The 19819-nt window shown below is 68.4% G+C and carries 19 protein-coding genes; 7 read left to right on the top strand and 12 right to left on the bottom strand.

The window, feature by feature from the left end; translation table 11 throughout:
• Window positions 1-210: HNH endonuclease signature motif containing protein (locus ACIOU8_RS05895; RefSeq protein WP_400786819.1), on the top strand; the 210-nt coding region annotated here is incomplete at its 5' end.
• 158 nt (window positions 211-368) lie between these two features.
• Here the strand turns inward: ACIOU8_RS05895 and ACIOU8_RS05890 are convergent.
• The 8 genes from ACIOU8_RS05890 to ACIOU8_RS05855 all read right to left on the bottom strand — a co-directional run bounded on the left by ACIOU8_RS05890 (window position 369) and on the right by ACIOU8_RS05855 (window position 8059).
• Entirely contained in the window at window positions 369-1019 is a 651-nt protein-coding gene (locus ACIOU8_RS05890; RefSeq protein WP_400786817.1) for an HAD-IA family hydrolase, read from the bottom strand.
• 48 nt (window positions 1020-1067) lie between these two features.
• Window positions 1068-1760: an ABC transporter ATP-binding protein gene (locus ACIOU8_RS05885; protein WP_400786815.1), complete on the bottom strand. Its 693-nt coding sequence runs from the start codon at window positions 1758-1760 to the stop codon at window positions 1068-1070.
• Window positions 1757-3529 carry an ATP-binding cassette domain-containing protein gene (locus ACIOU8_RS05880; RefSeq protein ID WP_400786813.1) on the bottom strand — a complete coding sequence of 591 codons (1773 nt, stop codon included), beginning with the start codon at window positions 3527-3529 and terminating at the stop codon, window positions 1757-1759. The genes ACIOU8_RS05885 and ACIOU8_RS05880 overlap by 4 nt, the downstream gene beginning before the upstream one ends.
• Entirely contained in the window at window positions 3516-4376 is an 861-nt protein-coding gene (locus tag ACIOU8_RS05875) for a branched-chain amino acid ABC transporter permease (protein WP_400786811.1), read from the bottom strand. Before ACIOU8_RS05875 ends, ACIOU8_RS05880 begins: the two co-directional genes overlap by 14 nt.
• A gap of 71 nt (window positions 4377-4447) precedes the next feature.
• On the bottom strand, window positions 4448-5617 hold the full coding sequence (locus ACIOU8_RS05870) for an ABC transporter substrate-binding protein (RefSeq protein WP_400786809.1): 1170 nt from the start codon (window positions 5615-5617) through the stop codon (window positions 4448-4450).
• A gap of 37 nt (window positions 5618-5654) precedes the next feature.
• Window positions 5655-6044 (bottom strand): nuclear transport factor 2 family protein, encoded by a 390-nt coding sequence (locus ACIOU8_RS05865; protein WP_400786806.1) that lies wholly within the window; start codon window positions 6042-6044, stop codon window positions 5655-5657.
• Window positions 6045-6075: 31 nt separating this feature from the next.
• On the bottom strand, window positions 6076-6867 hold the full coding sequence (locus ACIOU8_RS05860; protein ID WP_400786804.1) for a MoaF C-terminal domain-containing protein: 792 nt from the start codon (window positions 6865-6867) through the stop codon (window positions 6076-6078).
• A 235-nt stretch (window positions 6868-7102) separates the two neighbouring features.
• A complete protein-coding gene (locus ACIOU8_RS05855) occupies window positions 7103-8059 on the bottom strand; it encodes a helix-turn-helix domain-containing protein (RefSeq protein WP_400786801.1) in 957 nt (318 codons plus the stop codon).
• A 112-nt stretch (window positions 8060-8171) separates the two neighbouring features.
• On the opposite strand from ACIOU8_RS05855, the gene ACIOU8_RS05850 reads away from it, so the two are divergent.
• Complete coding sequence (locus tag ACIOU8_RS05850; protein WP_400786798.1) at window positions 8172-9278, top strand: DUF998 domain-containing protein; 1107 nt, start codon at window positions 8172-8174, stop codon at window positions 9276-9278.
• A gap of 10 nt (window positions 9279-9288) precedes the next feature.
• Here ACIOU8_RS05850 and ACIOU8_RS05845 read toward each other — a convergent pair whose 3' ends face one another.
• Window positions 9289-10143, bottom strand: coding sequence for a MurR/RpiR family transcriptional regulator (locus tag ACIOU8_RS05845; protein ID WP_400786796.1), 855 nt, complete (start codon window positions 10141-10143; stop codon window positions 9289-9291).
• 78 nt (window positions 10144-10221) lie between these two features.
• On the opposite strand from ACIOU8_RS05845, the gene ACIOU8_RS05840 reads away from it, so the two are divergent.
• Window positions 10222-11148, top strand: a complete 927-nt coding sequence (locus ACIOU8_RS05840; protein WP_400786793.1) for an N-acetylglucosamine kinase — start codon at window positions 10222-10224, stop codon at window positions 11146-11148.
• Window positions 11138-12073 carry an N-acetylmuramic acid 6-phosphate etherase gene (gene murQ, locus ACIOU8_RS05835; protein WP_400786790.1) on the top strand — a complete coding sequence of 312 codons (936 nt, stop codon included), beginning with the start codon at window positions 11138-11140 and terminating at the stop codon, window positions 12071-12073. The genes ACIOU8_RS05840 and murQ overlap by 11 nt, the downstream gene beginning before the upstream one ends.
• 79 nt (window positions 12074-12152) lie before the next feature.
• Here the strand turns inward: murQ and ACIOU8_RS05830 are convergent, their stop codons facing one another.
• Together ACIOU8_RS05830 and ACIOU8_RS05825 are read right to left on the bottom strand one after the other, a co-directional pair.
• A complete protein-coding gene (locus tag ACIOU8_RS05830; protein WP_400786788.1) occupies window positions 12153-14132 on the bottom strand; it encodes a primary-amine oxidase in 1980 nt (659 codons plus the stop codon).
• Between the two features lie 195 nt (window positions 14133-14327).
• Entirely contained in the window at window positions 14328-14912 is a 585-nt protein-coding gene (locus tag ACIOU8_RS05825; RefSeq protein ID WP_400786785.1) for a TetR/AcrR family transcriptional regulator, read from the bottom strand.
• 67 nt (window positions 14913-14979) lie between these two features.
• On the opposite strand from ACIOU8_RS05825, the gene ACIOU8_RS05820 reads away from it, so the two are divergent.
• From ACIOU8_RS05820 to ACIOU8_RS05810, 3 genes are all read left to right on the top strand, one after another.
• Window positions 14980-15513, top strand: a complete 534-nt coding sequence (locus ACIOU8_RS05820) for a hypothetical protein (RefSeq protein ID WP_400786783.1) — start codon at window positions 14980-14982, stop codon at window positions 15511-15513.
• Between the two features lie 219 nt (window positions 15514-15732).
• Window positions 15733-17181: a glyceraldehyde-3-phosphate dehydrogenase gene (locus ACIOU8_RS05815; protein WP_400786781.1), complete on the top strand. Its 1449-nt coding sequence runs from the start codon at window positions 15733-15735 to the stop codon at window positions 17179-17181.
• A gap of 43 nt (window positions 17182-17224) precedes the next feature.
• Window positions 17225-18286: a winged helix DNA-binding domain-containing protein gene (locus ACIOU8_RS05810; RefSeq protein ID WP_400786779.1), complete on the top strand. Its 1062-nt coding sequence runs from the start codon at window positions 17225-17227 to the stop codon at window positions 18284-18286.
• Between the two features lie 20 nt (window positions 18287-18306).
• Here ACIOU8_RS05810 and ACIOU8_RS05805 read toward each other — a convergent pair whose 3' ends face one another.
• Window positions 18307-19749 (bottom strand): helix-turn-helix domain-containing protein, encoded by a 1443-nt coding sequence (locus ACIOU8_RS05805; protein ID WP_400786776.1) that lies wholly within the window; start codon window positions 19747-19749, stop codon window positions 18307-18309.
• Window positions 19750-19819: the final 70 nt, after the last annotated feature.

Here is a 19819-nt window from a genome sequence, read left to right as displayed (position 1 = left end):
ATCGCCCGCGACAAAGAATGCCTGATCCCCGGATGCCACGTCCCCGCCTCCTGGTGCGAGATCCACCACGTCACCGAACACTCCCGCGGCGGGCCCACCCATACAGACAACGGTGTTCCGTTGTGCTGGTGGCACCACCGCTCCCTCGGCACCTCCGGGTGGGAGATCCGCATGAACGACGGCCTCCCGCAAGTCCGCGGACCGGCATGATGGGATCCCGACCAGCGATGGCGCACCCCACGACTCAGCGCGGAGCGAGTGAAACTTCCCGCGCGCCTCGCCCGCACCGGATGACACACGTGGGATCGCCCGTCACCGCGTCACCGCGTCACCGCGTCACCGCGTCACCGCGTCACCGCGTCACCGCGTCACCGAACGGTGAGTTCGAACCCGTCCACAGTCGGAACCACGGCGACCTGGGTGAGGTCGTCGACATGGAAGGTCGGTTCGTGCGAGGTCGCGTGCGAGCCGACCCCGATCACGCGCATCCCGGCGGCATGCGCGGCTTGGATTCCGGCACCCGAGTCCTCGAACACGACGCAGTCGGCGGGATCGACACCGAGAAGCTTCGCGCCCAGCAGGAAGCCTTCCGGGTCGGGCTTCGACGCCGACACGCTCTCGGCCGTCACCGTGAGAGCGGGCACCGTGAGACCTGCCTGTCCCATGCGGGCGTTCATCAACGTGACGTCAGCGGATGTCACGATCGCATGCGGGTAGGGGAGCAACGCCTCGAGCAGCACGTCGGCGCCCTCGATCGCGATGACGCCGTCGACGTCCTTGCTCTCGTTCGCCAGCATCTCGGCGTTCTCTCGAATGTTGATCTCGTGATCCCGCTCGGGAAGCATGATCGCCATGCTCTGATGTCCCTGTCGGCCGTGCACGACGCTCAGCACCCTCGCGGGGTCGATTCCGTGCGGCGCTGCCCACGCCAGCCACAGGCGCTCCACGACGGCGGTCGAGTCGACGAGAGTGCCGTCCATGTCGAGCAGGACGGCGCGGGCGCTGATGGTCTCGGTCATCCCTTCAGGCTACTGCGCAGCATTCGAAGTCCGAGACGGCTGACCTCCTCATCCACCGAGGTAGGCGCGATGCAGCAGCTGCGAATCCTCCTTCAACGCCTCGGCGGTGCCCTGGAACGACACGCGGCCCCCGGCGACCACGACAGCCTCGCGAGCGAGTCCGAGGGCGAGCTGCGTGAACTGCTCGACGAGGAGCACTCCGACCCCGGACTCGGCGATCGACTTCACGATCGGCATGAGCCGCATGAAGACCACCGGCGCGAGACCGAGCGACATCTCGTCGATCAACAGGATCCGTGGCTTCGCGGCGAAAGCACGGGCGAGCACGACCATCTGCTGTTCGCCACCCGACAGCAGAGCGGTGGGCGAGTCGATGCGCTTCTCGAGCTCGGGGAACTGCGCGAGCGCAGCATCCAGTTCCGCAGGCGTGCGCGCTGTGAGCGAGATGTTCTCGCGCACGGTCAGCGACGGGAACACGGCCCGCCCCTGCTCGATGTGCACGATGCCACGGCGGGCCCTCGACACCCGGGACAGCTTGTCGATCGGCTCGCCGTCGAGCATGAGTGACCCCGCGGTGTGCGGGGTCACACCCGACACGGATTCGATCAGGCTCGTCTTGCCGGCCCCGTTGGGGCCTACCAGGGCCAGCACCTCGCCGGCTCGCACCGTCAGCGACACATCCGAGATCACCGGCCCCGCTCCGCGGCTGACCGTCACCCCTTGCAGCACGAGTTCGCTCACTTCAGCAGCTCCGTCTCTCCCATGTACGCCTTCACGACCTCCGGGTTCGTGAGCACCTCGGCCTGCGGCCCGCTGGCCAGCACCCTGCCGAAGTCGAGCACGGTGAGCGTCGGGCACACCGAGCGCACCAGATCCAGGTCGTGCTCGATGATGATCAGCGCCACGCCGTAGCGAGCGGGCAGCTCCCGCAGCCGCGCGGCGAGAGCGAGGTGCTCGTCGTGCGACAGGCCGGCCGCCGGTTCGTCGAGGATCAACAGCCGCGGTCGGGAGATCACGTTCGCCGCCACCTCTACCAACCGTCTGGTGCCGACATCGACACTCGAGAGACGGGCACCCGCCGGCGGGCATCCGAAGAACTCCAGCACCTCGTCGATGTCGGATGCCGCCAGTCGCCGTCGTGCGACGAACCGGACGTATGCGCCCACCGTGAGCGCAGGCGGCACCCTGTCTTGCTGGAAGGTGCGGCGCAGCCCGAGTCGTGCGCGTCGTGTCGGCGAGAGACCAGCGAGGTCTCGATCTCCGAGCAGCACCCGACCGCCATGCTTGGGCAGGAAGCCGCTGATGGCATCGACGAAGGTCGACTTGCCTGCTCCGTTCGGACCGATGAGTCCCATGATCGACGCCGCGGGCACCTGGAACGACACGTCATCCAGCGCCTTGAGCGCACCGAACTGCACCGTGAGTCCCTCGACCGTGAGCACGGGTATACCGTCCACTGAGCGCTCGTCGAACGTCGCGGTAGTCGTCGTCGTGATGGCCGCGTCACCCGCCTCGGCATCCGGAGGCAGCGCAGTCAACGTCGCGGACGCCGTCTTGCGATCCGCGCGCTTCCAGATGAGGTGGCGGATTCCCTGCCCGAGGTTCGTTCCGCTGGTGATCGCCTGCACGCCGAGCACACCGAAGACGACGAAGGCCCAGTCCTGCGGCACACCCCATCGCTTCAGCAACTCGGGGACGAGTACCCAGAGGATGCCGCCGAGGATCGCCATGTCGATCAGGTGCGCTCCCGACATGACGGCGAGCACGTAGAGGGCGAGTGACTGCAGCGGGGTGAAGCTCGACGCGAACGGCAGCTGCACCTGCCCGGCGAGCAGCCCTCCCGCGATGCCTCCGAGTGCGGCCGAGACGGCGAACGCGGTGAGCTTCGCGCTCTGCACGCTCTGGCCTGCGGCTGCGGTGCCGCGTTCCGAGAAGGCGACGGCCTTCCAGCTCGATCCCCACCGCCCGCGCTGCAAGAAGAACACGCTCAGTGCGCAGACGGCGAGCACCACGACCGAGAGGAAGAAGAACTCGCGGTCGTTCGAGAACATGGTGGGGCGCTCGACCGCCGTGCCGTCGGCGGACCCGGGGAACTGGATCTGCACGAGGGTCACGTCTGCGGCAGCGGCGAAACCGAGCGTGACGACGGCGAGGTTGACACCGCGCAGTCGCAGCGCCGGCAGCCCGACGAGGATGCCGACGAGGCCGGCGGCGATGCCACCCATCACGAGCCAGACGACGAAGCCGCCCGGCGCCTGCATGACGTTCAGCAGCGACACGATCCAGGCGCCCACCGCAGCGAACGTGAGCTGGCACAGCGCGATCATGCCGGCAGACCCGGTGACGATGCCGAGGCCCAGGATGGCGATCGCCGCGACGACCGCGCTGATCGCGAGGAAGACGAAGTAGCCCGGGAGCGCCGCACTCAGGATGGCACCCACCCCCACCGCGACGGCGGCGACGGCGAGAGGCCAGGACAGACGGAACCAGGGACGGTCAGCGAGCGGCATCCCACACCTCCTTGCGCTGCGTCCACAGGAGCAGGACGACGATGAACAGGAACGGGAGGAAGTTACGCACGAGCGCGACCTCGTCGATCTGCGCGACGAGACCGCCGAGCACACCGAGCACGACTCCGCCGACGACGGCGAGGTCGAGTCGGCGGAAGCCGCCGAGCAGCGCAGCGGCCGCGGCGGGGACGATGAGCATCGCGAGGCTGGTCGCGTCGTTCGACTGCGACGGCGCGATGATCATGATCGCGATCGCGCTGATCACGCCGGTGACGAACCACACGGCGATCGACAGCGGACGCGATCGGATGCCGAGGAGCTCGGCGGTCGTCGGCCGCTCCGACAGCGCGCGCAGCTGCGTGCCGACTCGCGTTCGGCGCAGGACGATCCGCACCGCGACCGCCGTCACGATCGCCATGACGACTGTGGCGATCGTCACCTGACTGATCACGACTCCGCCGAGGGAGAATGCGGGGCCGGCGATGATCGGCGTGAACGGCTGCGGCTTGTTGCCGAACAGGATGAACGACATCGAGATCAGCAGGAGCAGAGGCCCGACGGTCATCGCCGATCGGGTGGTGGTGGAGGCCTCGGAGAGCCAGGTCGCGGCGATCCATCCGATCGCGGCTGAGAGGAGTCCGCCGACGAGCACGCCGAGCACGGACCCGAGCCAGATCGGCAGCCCCAGCTCGCTGACGAACCATACGGCGCTGAAGGCGCCGAACATCCCGGTCGCGGCCTGCGCGAAGTTGACGACCCGCACGAGGCGGGACATCAGGGTCAGGCACACTCCGAGGACCGCGTAGAGACCGCCGGCGGCGAGACCGGCGATGGCGCCTTGCAGCATGAGGCGTCCTTTCTGGTGTGAGGGAGGAGAACCTGCCGCCGAGAATGCGCTCGGCGGCAGGCGAGGTGCGGCTACTCGCCGATGCGGAGCCAGTCGTCTGCGACCTTCTCCCAGGCGTTCGTGCCGGATTCGAGGATGATCGGCCAGCCGGCGGTGTTCTGCGTGCCGAAGGCGTAGGGGGTTCCGACCATCGGGTTCTCGATCGGGTCCATTCCGCGCAGCGCCTCGGTGACGGTCTCACGCGTGATGTCGCCGTCCATGCCCTCGAGCACCTCGATGAAGTAGGTCGCCGCGAGGTATCCGCCCTGACTGAACGAGGTGAGGGGGATGTCGTTGGCCTCCATCAGCTCCCGCCAGTCGGCATTGATCTCGTTGTCGTCCGTGAACGGGTAGAACTCGGCCGGGACGTAGATCCCGGCACCCGCATCGTCGATCGCTTCGGCGAAGTTCTCGCTGTAGACGCTGGTCAGGTAGAGCCAGGTCACGTCATCCCACCCCTGGGCGTTCGCGGCCTTGACCTGTCCGATCGCGTCGGGTTCGACGGGGTTGATCGCGAGCGCCTTGCACCCCTGTTCGCGAGCCTTCACGATGTAGGGCGTGTAGTCCGAAGCGCCGTAGGGCACGGTGTCGTCGACGTACTTCGGTTCCTTGCCGGTGATCTCGGTCCACTTGTCGATCGCGGCCTGGTAGGTCGGGCGCGTGGATCCCGCGATCTCGAGCAGGATGCAGATGTCGTCGAGACCGAGCACCTCCGATCCGTACTGCAGGGTGAGGGTCATGTCGTTGAACGGGCCGACGTTCGCGGGTGAGATGTTGTCGCTGGCGAAGCAGCCGGTGTCGACTCCGATGCCGGGAAGCGACAGGATCTCCTCCTGCTCGTAGTACTTCGCGTTGATCTCGCACTCGATCAGGCTGGCGGAGCCGACCAGTGCGACGGCACCGTCGCTGCCGACCAGCTCGCGGGCGGATGCCGTCGCGGTCGCCGGGTCGCCCTTGTCGTCGAGGGTCTTGTATTCGATGCTGCGTCCGTCGAGACCGCCGGCCTCGTTGAACGCGTCGAACACGGCGGCCGCCGCGAGAGATGCCTCGGGGAACGTCGCCGGACCGCTGATCGTGTTCACGGAGCCGACGACGATGGGGGCGCCTTCGCCGCCTCCGCTGCCGTCTCCGCCGGCGCAGCCGGCCAGGGTGAGGGCTGCCACGGCGATGAGCGCCGCAGTGCCGGATACTCGCTTGTTCATGTGATTCCTGCCTCTCGTGTGCGTGGGACTGCTGTGGTCAACCGCGCAGTGCGCGGTTGACCAGTTCGGTATCGGTGAACTGCTCGAACGCGACGACCCTGTGGTCGCTCAGGCGCCAGACGTGCGCGACGCGGGCGGCGAAGAATCGGCCGGTCGCTCGGTACGTACCCGAGTAGGTGCCGACGCCCACGACGACGTCTCCGCCGTCGATGACCTCGTCGATCGCGACCGTGTAGTCGTCCCACTCGTCCTGGATGCGCTGGAAGACACCGGCTGCCACAGCATCCGGCCCCAGGTACGTGCCGGCGTACGGGAACCCGGCGGCCTCCGTCCAGCTCACGTCGTCGGCGAGCGGTGCCAGCATGCCGACGAGGTCGCCGCGATCGCTGGCCGCGTAGTGCTCGGCGATGATGTCTGCGTTGTTCATGGTGATGTCCTGCCCGGGTCTCGGCGCCGGGTCAGACGGGCTGAGCGTCGGGGTAGTCGACAGAGCCGAGCGGGTAGATGTGGCCACCGCCGCGCGAGTGCTCGGCGTCGCCGTCGCCGTTGAGGCCGAGGAAGATGCCGGTCGTCATCAGCTGGTAGCCGAGGTCGTGCAGCCAGACGCTCGCGACCGCGATGCGGAACTCGCGGAAGCAGAAGAGGTAGAGCCCGTCGGCGAACTTCCAGACGGTCGACAGGTCCATGTCGCCGTGACCGCGCTGCACACCCTCCAGGCACTGCCATGCATAGCGCTGGCTCGAGATGTACACGTGCTCGTAGAGGTGATGGGGGCTGTACCGGTAGATGTTGCGCTTGCCGATGAGGTCGCGGCTCGGCCCCGGCACCTCGCCCGTCGCGGCGCCGCCGTCGGTGGTCGCCGCCCAGAAGTCCTGGCCGACCTGCGGGGTGCCCTCGATGGCCTCGGCCGCGATCCGCGACCGCACGACGGTCGCCCGGTGCGTCGTGGTCGAGTAGACGACCGTGATCGCCTCCCGCTCCCGGCTCTCGAGCGGGATGTTCACGAACACCACATCGTCGCGCACGGTCACGGCGTCGTAGGGGTCGGTGCCCGAGTTGCCGAACCCCGACCACGTGACGGCGATCGCGTCGAACGTCACCGAGAGCGTCGAGCCGTCATCGAGCGTGAGCGTCAGCGCGGTGCCCGACAGTGACGCGTTCGGCAGTCGAAAGGTGTCGATGCCCGCGGCGAACTCGTCGTACGTGCGCCATTCGTCGAGGGCGGAATCGGTCGTGACAGGGGCGATCATGGGGGTCCTGACGTCGCATCCAGCGGAGCATCGTCGCTCCGGGCATCGCGTCATCGCGGTGCGCTTGCCCCATGCTCCGGCGGCGCACGGCATCCACTCAAGAGAAGCGGCACCATCGCGCGCCGACAGTCAACCGGCGTGCCCTGCAGAGCAAGGACGCATCAGGCGGACCCGACGGAGACGGTTCGCGGGCGCGTGCTCAGCGCGTGCTCAGTGTGCGTGCTCGTGCGCGTGCTCAGTGCGCCGCGCGGTACTCGCTCGGGGAGATTCCGAATGCGGATTTGAATGCGCGGCTGAAATGCGCCGCATCGACGAAGCCCCAGCGGGCGGCGATCGCCGCGACAGGCCGCTCGGCGAGCATCGGGTCGAGCAGATCGCGACGGCACTGCTCGAGGCGGCGCGTGCGGATCCAGGTCGAGACGGTCACGCCCTGCTCTTGGAACAGCCCGTGCAGGTGGCGGGTCGAGATGAAGTGCGCCGAGGCGATGGTCGCAGGCCCGAGATCAGTCGAGGCGAGGTTGCGGTCGATGTGCGAGCGGATGCGCTGGACGAGAGCGCGGTGAGGATCAGTCGACACCTCATCGAGGCCGAGCTCGCGAGTGAACACCGTGGTGACGAGATCGAGGGCACTGTGCGCCAGCCGGGCACCCGTCGTTCCGGCGAGCTGATCGAGGTTGCCGGCGAGCTGGGTGAGATAGGGCACGACCACCCCGCCGAGGCCGCCCTGACCGGAGATGCGCACAGCGGTGAGCTGCCCGATCATGTCGGACGGGAGGCTGATCAGGTGCTTCGGGAACATCACGACCATCGTGCGGAAGTCGTCATCGAATACCAGGGAGTACGGTCGGTCGGTGTCGTAGACCGCGAGATCACCGGCCTGGAGCACGGCTTCCCGGTCGTCCTGGATCAGCATCCCGGTGCCGGCGAGCATGAGGCTGAGCTTGAAATACGACCGGTCGCTGCGCGCGATGAGCTCGGGCGTCCGCTCCACGACGTGGGAGGTGGCACGCACCTCGTTCACATGCACCTCGTCGACCGACGCCCCACGGATGATCCCGCGGAAGTGGTCGGGCCCGGCCGTCGACACCTGCAGTGGCACGAAGGACTCGGAGACGGCGGCCCGGAAATCGCTGATGTTGCGCGCGACGAGAGTCGACACCGATTCGGCGGGGGCGGCGGGGGCACCGTTCATGAATGATCACCTCGGGTGGTGGAACGACGACGTTGTATACGATCCGTGCCGTGATGCTATCACCGCCACGGTCCGGAGGGCGAGGCTTCTATGATGTGGGCGGAGGCCAGTGATGCGATATCTCGGCGAGAAGGTCAGGCAGGTCCTGCGTCAGCTGCGCGGACCGGACACAGCGGATGCGGTGTTCGAGGCCACCGCGCTCATCGTCGGGGCGGTGTTCTTCGTGCTCGGGTTCGCGATCGGGTGGCCGGTCTTCTGGGGCCAGGAGATGGCGATCAGCGGCACCGGCTCGATCGGTGCGTTCGCGGCCTACGGCGGCGCGATCACCGCTGTGCTGGCCTTCGCGCTCGGCCGCCTCGTCGTCAAGCCCGCCACGGTCGCGCCCGACGGCACCCGCGATGGATTCAGCGTTCCGGGCGACCGGCTCCGGTGGTACGACCTGGCAGCCATCGCCTTTGCACACGCGGCGATCGCGTACCTGGGGTGGCTCGGCATCGCCGAACTCCTCGAGCGCAGCTTCACGGGCGCCCCGGTCTTCGCCTTCCCCGGGGCGATCCTCGTGGCTGTGGCGTTCGCGCTCACCGCCTATGTGGCGTTCCTCAGCGCCGTCGCGCTCACACCGACAGTGCTGTCGCTCGTGCTCGCGGTGTTCCTGGTGGTCGGCGCCTTCGCCGCGATGCTCGCCTCCAGCGATGTGTACTGGTGGCAGGACAACCTCTCGGCGCTCGGCATGAGCAGCAACAGTGCTTCGGCCGCCTTCAACGTCACACTGATCATCGCCGGCGTCATGGTCACGACGATCGCGCGCTATGCCACCGCGGGGCTGCCGGTGGATGATCCGATCGATCGTCGCGGACGGCGCGTGGTGCGAGGCGGGCTCATTCTGATCGGCATCTTCCTCGCGTGCGTCGGGATCTTCCCGGTCGATGAGTTCTTCCTCGTGCACAACACGGTGGCGACCGGCATGACCGTCGCGTTCGCCGTGATCGTCGTCGGCCTGCCCTGGTTCGTGCGCACGATACCGCGAGTGTTCGTCGCGCTCGGTTGGGTCTACGTGCTCGTGATCGTCCTGCTCGGCGTGTTCTTCGCCGTCGGCTACTACAACCTCACGGCGGTCGAGCTGATCGCTGCGGTGCTGATCTTCAGTTGGATCATCGTGTTCCTGCGGACGGCCGGGTCGATCGATCCCGAGGGTCGGCACGAGCCGGTGCCGGCCTGAGCTCCGATCTTCAGCGCAGCGGCTGTGTGGCGTCGGCGGTGCGCTGGAGGGCGTGGATGGTGTGCGCATGCCGCCGCTGAGCGACGCCGACGAACAGGCAGTCGACGAGAGCGAGCTGTGCGATCCGGCTCACCATCGCCCCGGCGCGGAGGCGCGGCTCACGGGCGCGGGTGAGCAGCGCGTGGTCGCAGCTCTCGGCGACGGGTGACGATGATCCTCCCGTGACACCGATCGTGATGCCCGCCGCAGCCCGCGCGGTCTGCAGGAAGTGCACGGTCTCACGTGTCGTTCCCGAGTGCGAGAAGCCGATCGCGACCGTCTTCCTGGCTCCGAGCGACGCGGCGGCGCTCGCCTCGTGCGCGTCGGTGAGCACGATCGCCGCGTGTCCGATGCGGAGCAGTTTGCGGCCGAGGTCGGCTGCCGCCTGTCCGCTCGCGCCGACTCCGAAGAGCAGGACGCGATCGGCGTCGTCGATCGCGTCGACCGCAGCAGCGAGGCCGTCGTAGTCGAGATTCGCGATGGTCTCCTCGATCGCGAGCAGCTCGAGCGCAGCGACCTTCGCCGTCGCCTCACGCAGCGTGTCGGCGGCGGAGATCTCAGAACCGAAACCGGACGCTGCAGGGAACTGCACCGATTCACGGCCGAGTTCGGTGGCGAGTGCCATCCTCAGTGCCGCGTAGCCGTTCACGCCGATGGCACGGCAGAAGCGGACGACCGAGGCCACCGAGGTGTCGCATCTCGCCGCGATCTCTGTGATCGTGCTGTCGACGACGATGGTCGGGTCGTCTGCGATCGTCCGAGCGATGCGCGCCAGCGACGGCGGCAGCTTCTCGGCCGCTGTGGCGATCGTCGTCTGGATGCTCATGGCTCTCCTGGCGTGGGGCGGGTTTCGGTTGTGTGAACAATTCTTTCACGCATGAATGCTGATGCGTAGACTATTTCCATGCATTCTCCGCGCGTCCTCGTCGCCGTCGACCTCGGCAAATCGCGATGCCGCGCGGTGAGCTCCGGTCCGCGGGGCACAGGCGATCACGGCGCGCACCGTCGACCCGTGTACGACGGCATCGGAGCGCCCGGTCTGGCGGCGGCAGACGGCGTCGCCGCAGCGCTCGCCGCGATCCTTCCGCTGAGGGAACGGCTCGACGGGTCGATCTCGGCCGTGTCGGTCGGCGCTGCGGGTGCCTGGGCGGCGCCCGAGGCCGCGTTCGAGCTGGCGCGCGGCCTCGCCGAAGCATTCCAGGCGCCGGTCGCGGTGACCTCTGACGTCGTGTCCGCCCATGCGGGAGCCCTCGACGGCGGGGCAGGAGTGCTCCTGATCGCCGGAACCGGAGCAGCGGCCCTCGGCGTCGACGGCGAGATCGCCACCCTCGTCGACGGATGGGGCCCCGAGCTGGGCGACTTCGGCAGCGGATCCTGGTTCGGGCGCGAGGCGCTGCGTGCCGTCCTGCGCGCCTCGGTCGGTCTCGCGCCCACGACGGCGCTCACAGATGCGGTGGCCCCGACGATCGGTGCCACCGCCGCGATTCCCGCCTGGCTTTCGACCGGTGGTCCGCTGCCCCGGCGCCTCGCGACCCTGGCGCCGCTGGTGCTCGATGCGGCAGAGAGCGGCGACGCGGTCTCGGCGGAGATCGTCGCCGAGGGCACCCGTCTTCTCGTGGCGTCGGCTGTCGCGGCGTCTTCGTCCAGCCGCGATGTCGCGCTCCACGGCGGGCTCACTGAGCACGTCTGGTTCCGCTCGGTCCTCGACCAGGCGCTGCGCGCCGCAGGACACGCTGTCGCCGTCTCTGCCGGTGACGCCCTCGACGGAGCGCTCCTGTTGGGGGAGCGCACTGATCTTCCCCATGAAAGGTTCGTGCATCGTGCCGAATGAACACGCCAGACTGACCGCCCTCCTCGACGTCCTCTCGACGCTCGGCACGGAGGCGTCGACGACGCAGCGGGGCGATCTCGACCTGCTCGAGACCGCCGAGCTCGTTCGGCGCATGAATGCGGAGGATCACCGCGTCCCGACCGCCGTCGGGGAGCGCAGCACAGAGATCGCGGCAGCGGTAGACGGCATCACCGAGCGCTTTCGCGCCGGCGGGCGCCTCATCTACCTCGGGGCGGGCACCGCGGGCCGGGTCGGAGTGCTCGACGCCAGCGAATGCCCGCCGACCTTCGGCACGGACCCCTCGATGGTCGTGGGACTGATCGCCGGGGGCGAGACGGCGATCCGCGCCGCGGTCGAGAACGCCGAGGACGACGACCGGGCCGCGGCGATGTCGCTGCAGGAGCTCGGGCTCACCGAGCGCGACACGGTCGTCGGCATCTCGGCGTCAGGTCGCACGCCGTACGTCGTCGGTGGCCTCGAATTCGCGCGGGGAGTCGGGGCGCTCACCGTCGCGATCGCCTCGAACCCGGCATCCGAGATCGGTGCCGTCGCCGAGATCGCGATCGAGGTCGTCACCGGGCCCGAGTTCATCTCGGGATCGACGCGGCTGAAGTCGGGGACGGCGCAGAAGCTCGTCGTGAACATGCTCACCACCCTGTCGATGATCAAGCTCGGCAAGACGCACCACGGCGTCATGGTCGACCTGCTGGCCACGAACGAGAAGCTGCATGCGCGCTCGATCCGCACGGTCACCGAGCTCACCGGCTCCGGGGTCGACGAAGCATCTACCACGCTGGATGAGGCCGGCGGCTCTGTGAAGCTCGCGATCCTGATGATCTCCACGGGGGCATCTGCAGATGCCGCGGCTCGCGCGCTCGACGGTGCCGACGGAATCCTGCGCGTCGCGATCGCCCGACTCTCTTGAGGGGTACGTTCGCCGCGTGCTTCCGTCAGGGGCTGCCCGATGACGATGACCCACTCACCTCCGACACCGACGCCGACACTCAGTGGGCGCAGGTGCAGCCGTCACCGCCTCCGCAGCATCCGGCGTCCGATGAGACGTGCGCCTGCGACGATTCCGGCACGTCCATCGCGGGGTTCTGATCGAGGAAGCCGTTCGGCTTGAACCAGAACCCGGCGTAGTCGACCGGCATGATCGGCCAATCCTCAGGGCGAGGGAAGTGCGTGAGGCCGAACGTATGCCACAGCACGATGTCCTCGCCGTCGAGCGACCGGTCGCCGGCCGAGTACTCCGGCAGGCCCGATCCGCCCTGATGCGCGTTCGGGTATCGACCGGCGGGCCAGATCTGACCCCGCTCATGCTGGGTCGCCCACAGGTGCTTCGTGGCGAAGGTCGCGCGTGCGGCGACCGATGACGCGGGGTCGGCCATCAGCAGTGCGGTGGGCTGGGGGATCAGGTGGTATGCGGTCGGGCGCCCGACGCGGTTCGTGCGCGTCGTGCTCTGCACCTCCCAGGCGCGCGCGACAGACGTGTCAGCGTCGCGCTGCGCCTCGCCCTCGGAGAGCAGCTGCGTCTCCGACCAGGTGAACGCGTTGCCGAACGGGTTGTCCGGCCCCATCGGTATGCGCTGCGCGTCGATCTCGAACAGGCGGTTCTCGTCGCCGTCGATCGCGACATCGAGCCGGGCGCAGAACAGGTGCTGGTGCACCGGGGCGAACACCCCCGGGGCGAGCTCGGTGGCGTGCTTCTGACGCACGCCGGGTTCGCCTGCGCCGGCGAACACGATTCCGGTCGCTTTGGCCACGACCTCGATCGAGCCGTCGAGGTAGAAATGCCAGTAGAAGCCGTAGTCGTAGTTGCCGATCGTCGAGAAGTACGACACCACGAAGCGGCGCGAGCGGCGCACGTCCGAGCGTCCGGCGAGGTCGGTGTGCTTCCAGAGGATGCCGTAGTCCTCTTCGTGCATGCAGACGACGTTGGGGATGCGCACGGGGTGGCCGTGGTCATCGGCGACGTAGCCGTCGAGGTAGCGGATCACGCCCAGGCAGTCGCAGCCGAGCTCGAGGTGGTTCGCGTTCTTGCCGAGCAGGTACTCTCCGGCGTCGAAGTAGCTGATCCAGAAGCGGCCAGGCGCGGTGTCGCCATAGGGCACGACCATCTCGGGCACGCTGGCTCTGCTGAGCACCGAGCGTCCGTCGAACGCGACGTCGTGCAGCACGAGCCCCTCGCGCGCGTTGAAGCTGACCCGCATCGACCAGTTCTCCCACTCGACGAGTGATCCGGAGACCGCGAAGCTCGGCCCCTCGGGCTGGGTGATCTCGATGGGCTTGAGCGACGTGCGCGCCTCGCCCTGCACCTCGGGGTAGTAGTTGCCGTGGCCCGCGGGCACCGGCACATCGCCCTCGTCGTCGATGCGGATCACGCTGTTCGTCGTGAGGTCGATGTGCACGACCAGTCCCTCGACGGGGTGTGCCCAGGGGGAATCGTCCTCGTCGTACTTCAGGAACGTGAGGGAGCGGATGACGCGGCGTCCCACCTCGTCGGCCCGGCCGGTGTAGCCCGGAGCGAGCGGGCCGCAGAAGGCGAGCTCCATGTGGTCTGCGAGTCCGCGGCGGGTCATCGCCGCCTGCCACTCGGGCGAGGCCTTCGCGATCGCCGCGGCGCGCTCGTACTCCTCGAACAGGTACTGGGGCTGGCCGTATGGGGGCGCATCGTTGGGAACCCGCTCGTTGCGCACGACCTCACCGCGGGTGATCGAGACGACGACCTCGGTGGCCACGCCTGTCGCGGTGTCGAGCAGGGTCGCGTCGACCCGACGGTCGATGGGGGAGCCGGGCGTCCACATGGCGAGCTCCTGCCTGGAGGGTTCGTCCGGCAGGAGCATCGGGACTCTGACGGTGTCGCCGAGCAGCCCGGCGGACTCGAGCACCGCGCGGGCTGCGGCGATCTCGGTGCCGGTGAGCGGGTCGAGCGGATGCGGTGCGGGGATGCGGTCGATGGCGACGGGCTGGGGGTGGGACATCGGCGTACCTCACTATTTCGAGCGATCGCTCAATAAACGGATTGGGTCGATGGTACGACGGTGCGGCGGGGCGCACAAGAGTGCACCCGGGATCCTCTCTGCGAGAGGAGCGGAGTGGATGCGGGTGCAGAGTGCAGAGTGCGGGTGCAGGGTGCAGGGTGCAGGGTGCAGAGTGCGGGGTTCGGAGCGCGGGGTTCAGGCTCGCCAGGGCGAGAGGATGCTGTCGAGCACTGCGAGGTGGGCTTCGGCGCCCCGAGGCTCGGTAACCTCCAGGACCTGCTGCCCGTATGTGATCGATCGGAGTAGTGACATCATTGCCTGCTTCGGTGTCGCGGCTGACAGCTCGCCGTCGGCGACCGCCTCATCGATGGCCTCGCTGATGCCATCCTGCCAGGTTGCCAGCGTGGGTGACCCGGCGTCGGGGGAGGAGGCGAGTGTCGCGAGGCGTCCCCAGAATCCGACGACCACGTACGCCTCGGTGCGTGTCTCCGCCTCGACGGGAAGGACCTCGCGCATCAGGGCGTCGAGTCTGTTCAGTCCACGCAGCCCCGTGGTCACCGATCGGATGCGCTCGTGCGTGCGTCGGGTGATCTCGGCCGCTGCCGCGCGGATCACGTCGTCGAATCCGTCGAAGTAGTGCCAGAGCGATCCTGTCGCGACGCCGAGCTCTTTCGCCACCGCGCGAGACGACACCGCCTCGTGCCCGTCGCGGGCGGCCACGGTGAGCAGCGCCTCGGCGATCTGCCGGCGGCGCTCATCGTGATCGACGACACGGGGCACCCGCCCATCCTGCCGTATCGCATGCGGGTCTAGCTATTTTGAGCGACTGATCAATATAATCCGAGTCGTGGATCCACTCCTCCCCGCAGCATCGTGGCTGATGGCGTTCGCCGCCGCCGTCTCGGCATCGGCCTGCGTCGCGGCCTGGCGGGCGGTGCCCTGGCAGGGGAGGCAGACGTCGCTGATCATGGCTGCGGCGATGGTCGTGATGGCGGTCGCCGAGGGCGACGCGCTGAGCGGTCTGGTGCTCGGCGGCTTGCTGCTGCTCTCGGCGATGCTCGGCACCGTCGGTGTGCGGGGCACTCCGTCTGCGGCGTCATGTTGTCATCGGGCGCTGGTGTCTCTCGTGATGGCGATCTGTGCATTCGAGAGCATGTCGACGGGCGAGACGCGAGCGGTCGGCGCTGCCGCCCATGGCGGGCACGGGCTCGATGGGCTCCTCTCGGTGCTCGTGGTGGTCGGTGTCGTCGGTGTCGTGCTCTGGACGCTCGTCAGCGAGTGGATGCGCGTGCGGAGTCCACGCTCGAGGACCGCCCGCCTGCTCGCGCTCGAGTCGTGGGCGATGGCGGCCGGACTCAGCGTGATGTGCTTCGGCTTCTGAAGTTGCGGAATCGACGCAGCGGGTCCAGTGCCGGGGAGTCCTCGGCGCGAAACCGGCCGAGCGTCAGTGCGCACCACCGAATTCGATCAGCACGGCAGCCGGGAAGCCGTGATTTCAGAACCCCGCAGCGCGGCGCGTACCCTGGAGGCATCCCCCGAAGCTCACCCGGCAATCTCGCGCGCCGGCGACCTCGGCGCGCTCACACATGCAAGGACGCAGATGAACGTAACCGCCGCACCCCATGACGACTGGACGGCGAGAGAGGAGCTGGCCGAGCGGATGATCCCGCTCATCGGCGCACTCAAGCGCGAACGAGACGTGGTCACCTCCCTCCACGGACACCGACTGCTCGGTCTGTCTGCCACCGGCATCGTCGAGGTGCACGACAGGGTGGCGCAGCTCGGGCACGAACGGCTCGCGGTGGATGAGACCCTCGCGGTGCTCGAGGGCGTTCATGACCTCGCCCCGGGTGCATCGTCGCTCGACCTGGCGCGCCTCGTCGCAGGTCACGCCGACAGTGACCTGCCTCTCGACGTCTATCTGGCCGAAGCCCTCGCACCGGCGGTGGGTGCGGTCGCGGCAGCACCCACCGACGTCGTGCTCTACGGCTTCGGACGCATCGGGCGGCTGCTCGCCCGCATCCTCATCGCTCACAACGGCGGTGGCAGCGGTCTGCGTCTTCGGGCGATCGTCGTGCGTCGAGGCTCGGAGAACGACCTCGTCAAGCGCGCATCGCTGCTGCTGCGCGACTCGGTGCACGGCCGCTTCGCCGGTTCCGTCACGGTCGACGAAGAGGCGGAGCAGATCATCGCGAACGGCACCCGCATCCAGGTCATCTACTCCGACGACCCCTCGGCGATCGACTACACGGCCTACGGCATCCACGACGCGATCGTCGTCGACAACACCGGGCGCTGGCGCGATGAGGCGGGGCTCAGCCGCCACCTCGAATCCACGGGCGTCGCACGCGTGCTGCTCACCGCCCCGGGCAAGGGTGCGCTGAAGAACATCGTGCACGGCATCAACGACAGCACGATCGAGCCGGACGACCGCATCATCACGGCAGCGTCGTGCACCACGAATGCGATCACGCCGGTGCTCAAGGCGGTCGACGAGGCCTACGGCATCGCGCGCGGTCACGTCGAGACGGTGCACTCGTTCACCAACGACCAGAACCTGATCGACAATTTCCACAGCGGCGACCGCCGAGGCCGCTCGGCGGTGCTGAACATGGTGATCACCGAGACGGGCGCGGCGAAGGCCGTGGCCCGGGCGCTGCCCGAGCTCGAGGGCAAGCTCACCGGCTCAGCCATCCGCGTTCCGACCCCCGACGTGTCGCTGGCCGTGCTGCACCTCAGCCTCGAACGGCCGGCGGTCAAGGACGAACTCAACGACTATCTGCGGCGCGTCTCGCTGCACTCGAAGCTGCGCCAGCAGATCGACTACGTCGAGAGCCCGGAGGTCGTGTCGACGGACTTCGTCGGCTCGCACCGCGCCGGCATCGTCGATGGCCTCGCGACCATCGCGAACGACCGCGATGTCGTGCTGTACGTCTGGTACGACAACGAGTACGGCTACTCGTGCCAGGTGATCCGCGTGCTCGAAGTCATGGCCGGCTCGCACCCGATCGTGCTCCCGGAGCGCCGAGAGGTCACTCTGCACGAGTGAATGGGTTGAGTGCACTGTCGGTCGCACCGGGCATGATGAGGGCATGAAGTCCGCATCCCTGCTGTCAGAGCGGCTGCGCTCGCATCGGCTCACGGCCCCGGCGCGCACGGTGGCCGATGCCGCGTCGCACATGCTCGCGGTGCAGAGCCAGGACTTCGTGGCCGGACGCTGGGCGCTCGCTGCGCGCACACGCACCGAGCCGACGCTGCGCCTGGTCGACCGCGCCTTCGACAGGGGAGACCTGGTGCGGGCGTGGACCATGCGCGGAACCCTGCACATCATCCCGGCTCGCGATCTGCGGTGGGTGCTGTCGGTGACCGGTGACCGACAGCGCCAGCAGGCGGCGGGCAGGCGGCGCGATCTCGGCATCGACGGGGCGATGGTCGACGCAGCCGTGGCGGCAGTGGTGCCGCGGCTGAGGGACGGAGGCCTCACGCGCGCCGAGATGTTCGACGTCTTCACGGGTGTCGGCATCGACCCGAGCGGGCAGCGGGGCATCCACCTGCTGAGCGAACTCACGCTAGACGGCCTGATCTGTCAGGGGCCGGTCGTCAGTCGAGATGGCGTGAGCCGCGAACAGCGCTTCGTGCTCGTCGAACAGCACATCCGCGAGCACGCGACGCCCGAGGATCCGCTCGCAGAGCTCTTCGTGCGATACATCGACGGGCACGGGCCGGCCGAGGTCGCCGACTTCGCCTGGTGGTCGGGTCTCACGCTCGGGCAGTCGCGTGAGGCTCGCGATCGCGCGGCGGGAAGGGTGACCGAGATCGATGACGGCGTGTTCGTCTCGAACGCGCGACCGCGGCGCTCATCATCCGCCGCGGCCGTGCTCGCGCTCGGCGCCTTCGACGAGTACTACATCTCGTATGCCGACCGCACGGTCGTCTGCGCGCCAGAGCATCTCGCGCTGGTCGGCCCCGGCAAGAACGGCATGGTGCGGGCGACGATCATCGCCGACGGTCGGGTGATCGGATGCTGGACCCACGCGAGCGCCGCGCTCGGCTCACCGGCAGAGCTCTTCGATCCGGCGACCGGATCGCGCCCGGTCGACGAGCACGCTGTGGCCAGCGCTCTCGCGCGCTTCTCGCGTTTCATCGACGGCTGAGCCGCCGATCGGGCGTCGGATCACTCGCTCGCGTGACGCCCGAGGAAGTTGTAGACCTCGTTGTCGTCGACGCCGGGGAATGCGCCACGGGGCAGCGGCGAGAACATGTGCGTGTGCACCCGGGCGCTCGGCCAGGCCTTTCCGCTCCACCGATCGGTGAGGTCGGCCGAGGGCCGACGGCAGCATGCCTCGTCCGGGCAGGTCGAGACGGCGCGGTCGGCGGTCTCGCGTCCACGCCACCACCGGGCGTCATCGAAGGGCACGCCCACCGTGATCGAGAACTCGCCGTCGGTCGAGACGCCGGTCTGTGTCGAGCACCAGAACGTGCCCGAGGGTGTGTCGGTGTACTGGTGGTGCTCGTTCGTGCGGTTCTGCTGGGTGAAGGCGGCGCGCGCCTGGAACTTGCGACACACCCGCTGGCCCTCGACGGACCCCGTGACATCCATGGGCAGAGGCAGGTCGTCGTTCTCGTAGACCCGCGTGATCGCACCGGTCGCATCGACGCGGAGGAAGTGCAGCGCCATCCCCACGTGCTGCGTGAGCAGGTTCGTCATGCGCATCCCGGCGGCCTCGTGCGTCACTCCGAAAGCGTCGCGGAAGTCCTCGACAGCGAGGTTGCGGTCCTTCTTCGCCTGCTGCAGGAAGGCGACCGAGGCCGTCTCCGGCATCAGACACGAGGCGGCGAAGTAGTTGATCTCGAGCCGCTGCTGCAGGAAGTCGGCGTAGTCGGTCGGAGGAGTGTGCCCGAGCAGGCGGTGCGCCATGGCCTGGAGCGCCATGGATCGCAGGCCGTGTCCTCCGGGGATCGACGCAGGCGGCAGGTAGATACGCCCGTTCTCGAGGTCGGTGACCGAGCGGGTCGAGTGCGGCAGGTCGTTGACGTAGATCAGCTCGAAACCGAGCTTCTCGGCCATGATGCTCACCGTGCGGTGCGTGAGCGCTCCCTGCACGTGTCCGGCCGACCGCAGCTGCTTCTCGGCGAGCTTCTCGATGTCGACGAGGTAGTTGTTCTGCGCGCGCATCCGCAGGCGCAGCTCGGTGTTCGCCCGCCTGGCCTCTTCGGGGGTCGCGATCGCCTCTCGTTCCCGCCGCTGCAGTTCGCGGTGCAGGCCGAGCAGCGACTCGATGGTCTCGTCGCTCATCCCCTTCGTGACACGCACCGGGGTGATGCCGAGCTGCCGGAACACCGGGCTCTCCTGTGCGCGTTCGAGTTCGATCTCGAGGGCGGCACGTCGGTTCGGCGGCTCGCCGGAGATGAGGTCGGTGACCTCGGTGCCCGTCGCCAGCGCGATGGCCTGCAGCAAGGAGAGTTTCGGCTCGCGCTTGCCGTTCTCGATCAGGCTCAGCTGCGAACCCGCGACTCCGACGAGCGCTCCGAGCTCATCGAGCGTGAACCCCTTTTCGAGGCGGTGGTGCCTGATGCGATGACCGAGAGTTACGAGGTGGATGCCGGAAGGAGCCATTCCTTGATCTTAGCTAAAGAATAGCGATTCTTATCGAACGAAATGGCGGAAAGTCGAGCGTGAACCGGAA

Source organism: Microbacterium sp. NPDC087589 (genome assembly GCF_044743635.1).
GTDB lineage: Bacteria > Actinomycetota > Actinomycetes > Actinomycetales > Microbacteriaceae > Microbacterium.
Note: the sequence above shows the minus strand (reverse complement) of the source record. Positions and strands in the feature narration are given on the sequence as shown.

What these genes read in the sequence shown, in the direction of transcription:
- ACIOU8_RS05890 (WP_400786817.1), bottom strand. Translation starts at nt 1,019, where the DNA reads ATGACCGAGACCATCAGCGCCCGCGCCGTCCTGCTCGACATGGACGGC.
- ACIOU8_RS05880 (WP_400786813.1), bottom strand. Translation starts at nt 3,529, where the DNA reads ATGCCGCTCGCTGACCGTCCCTGGTTCCGTCTGTCCTGGCCTCTCGCC.
- ACIOU8_RS05875 (WP_400786811.1), bottom strand. Translation starts at nt 4,376, where the DNA reads ATGCTGCAAGGCGCCATCGCCGGTCTCGCCGCCGGCGGTCTCTACGCG.
- ACIOU8_RS05870 (WP_400786809.1), bottom strand. Translation starts at nt 5,617, where the DNA reads ATGAACAAGCGAGTATCCGGCACTGCGGCGCTCATCGCCGTGGCAGCC.
- ACIOU8_RS05865 (WP_400786806.1), bottom strand. Translation starts at nt 6,044, where the DNA reads ATGAACAACGCAGACATCATCGCCGAGCACTACGCGGCCAGCGATCGC.
- ACIOU8_RS05860 (WP_400786804.1), bottom strand. Translation starts at nt 6,867, where the DNA reads ATGATCGCCCCTGTCACGACCGATTCCGCCCTCGACGAATGGCGCACG.
- ACIOU8_RS05855 (WP_400786801.1), bottom strand. Translation starts at nt 8,059, where the DNA reads ATGAACGGTGCCCCCGCCGCCCCCGCCGAATCGGTGTCGACTCTCGTC.
- ACIOU8_RS05850 (WP_400786798.1), top strand. Translation starts at nt 8,172, where the DNA reads ATGCGATATCTCGGCGAGAAGGTCAGGCAGGTCCTGCGTCAGCTGCGC.
- ACIOU8_RS05845 (WP_400786796.1), bottom strand. Translation starts at nt 10,143, where the DNA reads ATGAGCATCCAGACGACGATCGCCACAGCGGCCGAGAAGCTGCCGCCG.
- ACIOU8_RS05840 (WP_400786793.1), top strand. Translation starts at nt 10,222, where the DNA reads ATGCATTCTCCGCGCGTCCTCGTCGCCGTCGACCTCGGCAAATCGCGA.
- ACIOU8_RS05830 (WP_400786788.1), bottom strand. Translation starts at nt 14,132, where the DNA reads ATGTCCCACCCCCAGCCCGTCGCCATCGACCGCATCCCCGCACCGCAT.
- ACIOU8_RS05815 (WP_400786781.1), top strand. Translation starts at nt 15,733, where the DNA reads ATGAACGTAACCGCCGCACCCCATGACGACTGGACGGCGAGAGAGGAG.
- ACIOU8_RS05810 (WP_400786779.1), top strand. Translation starts at nt 17,225, where the DNA reads ATGAAGTCCGCATCCCTGCTGTCAGAGCGGCTGCGCTCGCATCGGCTC.
- ACIOU8_RS05805 (WP_400786776.1), bottom strand. Translation starts at nt 19,749, where the DNA reads ATGGCTCCTTCCGGCATCCACCTCGTAACTCTCGGTCATCGCATCAGG.